The following is a 2,883-nucleotide window of genomic DNA, read 5'->3' on the forward strand; positions in this document are numbered from 1 at the left end:
GAAGAAGTTGCGTTACGGTACCTGACCTTGGTGTTTCAAGATTGCGTATGGGAAAATTATTTCGTTTAGATTATTCTTGGATCAATATGAACGAGATACGGTTTAATGTGTAAATGCGATCCCGACTATGCTGAAGAGCTACGTGAACGGTATAGTCAAACCGTTTTTCCGGGTTATCATATGAACAAAAAACATTGGAATACGGTATATGTGGGGAGAGAGCTGCAGGAAAAGGAACTTAAGGCACTTATAGATCACAGCTATGAGTTGGTAGTTCAATCCTTACCTAGAAGTGTGCGTAACAATATAAATAAATAAGGACAATCAGCGATTGTCCTTGTTTATTTTATTACATTTTCAAACCGATTTCTCTTAACCTTTCATCCAAGTATTGACCGGCAGTATAGTCTTCATACTGTTTAGGATATTTTTCCGAAATACACGATTCAAGACATGCCAAGCTCATGCTGGCTTTAGGATGCAAGAAGAACGGCACCGAGTAGCGGGATGTTTTCATCAGCTCGCGAGGAGGATTCACCACACGGTGTGTGGTAGATTTGAGTTTATTGTTGGTAAGACGCTGTAGCATGTCTCCCACATTCACCACTATATCTTCACCCTTAGCTTTTATAGGGTACCACTCTCCATTTTTTGTCAAGACTTCCAGACCGTCGGCGCTGGCACCTATCAGTAGGGTAATTAGGTTGATGTCTTCATGTGCGCCGGCACGTACGGCGTCCGCAGGCAGCTCGTCCGGATTTTCGATAGGAAAATAGTGTATTGCTCTCAAAATAGAGTTTCCGTTGATGACATGTGGTTCGAAATAATTTTCGTCTAATTCCAGATATGTAGCTATGGCTTTTAGCAAGCTACGGCCTGCATCTTCCAGTTTTTTGTATACCTGGGCCGTGATTTCGTTGAAGCGAGGGAGCTCCTCTACGAAAGGGTTGTCCGGAAAGTCTTCTTTTGAATATTCTTCACCGACGATAGTCTGACCTCGTTGCCAAAACTCTTTAAGGTCTGGAACTTTAGCGTCTTTGGCTTTCTCTTTTCCTTTGCTGGTATAGCCGCGCTGTCCAGCAAGTTCAGGGAATTCGTATTTGTTTTTTATCTCTTGCGGTAGGTCGAAGAAAGCTTTGACAACGCTGTATAGCTCGTCGATAAGTTCTTGGCTAAGACCATGATTTGCTATGGTGACAAAGCCTGTCTCGTTGAATGCCCGACCAAGGTCTTGGATAAACTTCTGACGGTCTTCCGCCGAGCCTTGCGTATATTGCTGCAAATCCAATCGTGGGATGTTTACTAATGTCATAGTTTATGTTGTTGTTTATGCAAAGTTAGTCGAATATAATCTTATAGGTTAAAGATAATGTTTATAACCTTTTGTATGCAAGATATAACTTTAAGATTTTCAGTATTTAAAAGTTTTCAACATTATGGTTTTGTAACATAAAATAGAAGCAAAAAAATCCCTTTAATCCGTTAAAGACAAATATTTATCAAAAAAACTTTGAATTGCTTGAAATATTAAACTGTAATATATAAATTTGTTATGCTTGCATAATAAACTAAATTTAAAAACCTTATACCTAATTGACAATGAACCAAAACAACAACAGTAAGACAATAGATTATTTCTTAAAAGCCGCCTGGCAGACTGTGGCGAACAAATACAATAACATTGCGTCGCAGTATGGTTTTTCTCAAGCTGCAGGGTATATTTTGATAAATATTCATCGGGAGGGTACTCCTGTGTCGCAGATAGCAAATTCCACGGGCGTGCGTACGACCTCGCTATCGCGTGTGTTGGCAAATCTGGAGAGTTTAGGTTTCATTTATAGAGAGATTAGTGATAAGGATAAACGTTCGGTTAAGGTGTTTTTAACTCCTTTGGGGGTGGAGAAGCGCAAAATCGCAAAGGATGTTGTTCGCGGTTTTAACGATTATCTGAATGCCCATTTTACCGAGCAGGAGCGCGAGCAGTTGATGAATATGCTGGCAAGAGTAAATGATCTGGCCAACAAATATGAGCCGGAGCTACAACTTGAAAACAAATAAAATAGATAATTCGATTCGATAACTAATATAAACTTATGATGAGACGTATTAATAAAGTAGCTGTACTTGGATCCGGGGTGATGGGGTCTCGCATAGCTTGTCATTTTGCTAATGTCGGCGTAGAAGTACTGTTGTTGGACATTGTTCCGCGAGAGTTACTTCCGGCGGAGGAAGCAAAAGGACTTACCTTAGACCATCCGCAAGTACGCAACCGCATTGTGAATACATCATTGGACACTGCTATAAAATCCAATCCTGCACCATTATTCAGCAAGTCATTCGCCAAAAGAATAAAAACGGGGAACTTTGAGGATGATATGTCCAAGATTGCTGATGCCGATTGGGTAATAGAGGTGGTAGTAGAGCGTTTGGATATTAAAAAATCTGTATTTGATCAGGTAGAAAAATACCGTAAGGCAGGAACGTTAATCACCTCGAATACTTCAGGTATTCCTATACACATGATGAGTGAGGGACGTTCGGAAGATTTTAAATCCCACTTCTGTGGTACGCACTTCTTTAATCCTCCTCGTTATTTGCCTTTGTTGGAAATCATCCCAACGAAAGACACCAAGAAAGAGGTCGTAGACTTCTTGATGGAATATGGAGACAAGAAATTAGGAAAAACAGTTGTGTTGTGTAAAGATACGCCAGCTTTCATCGGTAACCGCATTGGCGTTTACTCGATGCTGGCGTTGACACATCTTGTAGAGCAGTTAGATCTTACTGTAGAAGAAGTCGATAAGTATACGGGACCTGCCATGGGGCACCCTAAGTCAGCAACTTTCCGCACGGCGGATGTAGTGGGGTTAGACACATTGGTGA

At 40.9% G+C, this 2,883-nt stretch carries 4 protein-coding genes; 3 read left to right on the plus strand and 1 reads right to left on the minus strand.

Features of this window, described 5'->3' with window-relative positions; translation table 11 throughout:
* Nucleotides 1-105: 105 nt before the first annotated feature.
* Nucleotides 106-318, plus strand: a complete 213-nt coding sequence (locus SD31_RS11665) for an MmcQ/YjbR family DNA-binding protein (RefSeq protein WP_052259006.1) — start codon at nucleotides 106-108, stop codon at nucleotides 316-318.
* Between the two features lie 31 nt (nucleotides 319-349).
* Here the strand turns inward: SD31_RS11665 and SD31_RS11670 are convergent, their stop codons facing one another.
* Complete coding sequence (locus tag SD31_RS11670; RefSeq protein ID WP_039054252.1) at nucleotides 350-1,312, minus strand: isopenicillin N synthase family dioxygenase; 963 nt, start codon at nucleotides 1,310-1,312, stop codon at nucleotides 350-352.
* Between the two features lie 287 nt (nucleotides 1,313-1,599).
* On the opposite strand from SD31_RS11670, the gene SD31_RS11675 reads away from it, so the two are divergent.
* On the plus strand, nucleotides 1,600-2,058 hold the full coding sequence (locus SD31_RS11675) for a MarR family winged helix-turn-helix transcriptional regulator (RefSeq protein ID WP_039054253.1): 459 nt from the start codon (nucleotides 1,600-1,602) through the stop codon (nucleotides 2,056-2,058).
* A gap of 35 nt (nucleotides 2,059-2,093) precedes the next feature.
* On the plus strand, nucleotides 2,094-2,883 hold a 790-nt coding region (locus SD31_RS11680), incomplete at its 3' end, for a 3-hydroxyacyl-CoA dehydrogenase family protein (protein ID WP_197053684.1).

The organism is Sphingobacterium sp. T2 (assembly GCF_000814685.1).
Classification (GTDB): domain Bacteria; phylum Bacteroidota; class Bacteroidia; order Sphingobacteriales; family Sphingobacteriaceae; genus Sphingobacterium; species Sphingobacterium thermophilum.

Coding starts and splice junctions, on each gene's coding strand:
- SD31_RS11665 (WP_052259006.1), top strand. CDS start 106: ATGTGTAAATGCGATCCCGACTATGCTGAAGAGCTACGTGAACGGTAT.
- SD31_RS11670 (WP_039054252.1), bottom strand. CDS start 1,312: ATGACATTAGTAAACATCCCACGATTGGATTTGCAGCAATATACGCAA.
- SD31_RS11675 (WP_039054253.1), top strand. CDS start 1,600: ATGAACCAAAACAACAACAGTAAGACAATAGATTATTTCTTAAAAGCC.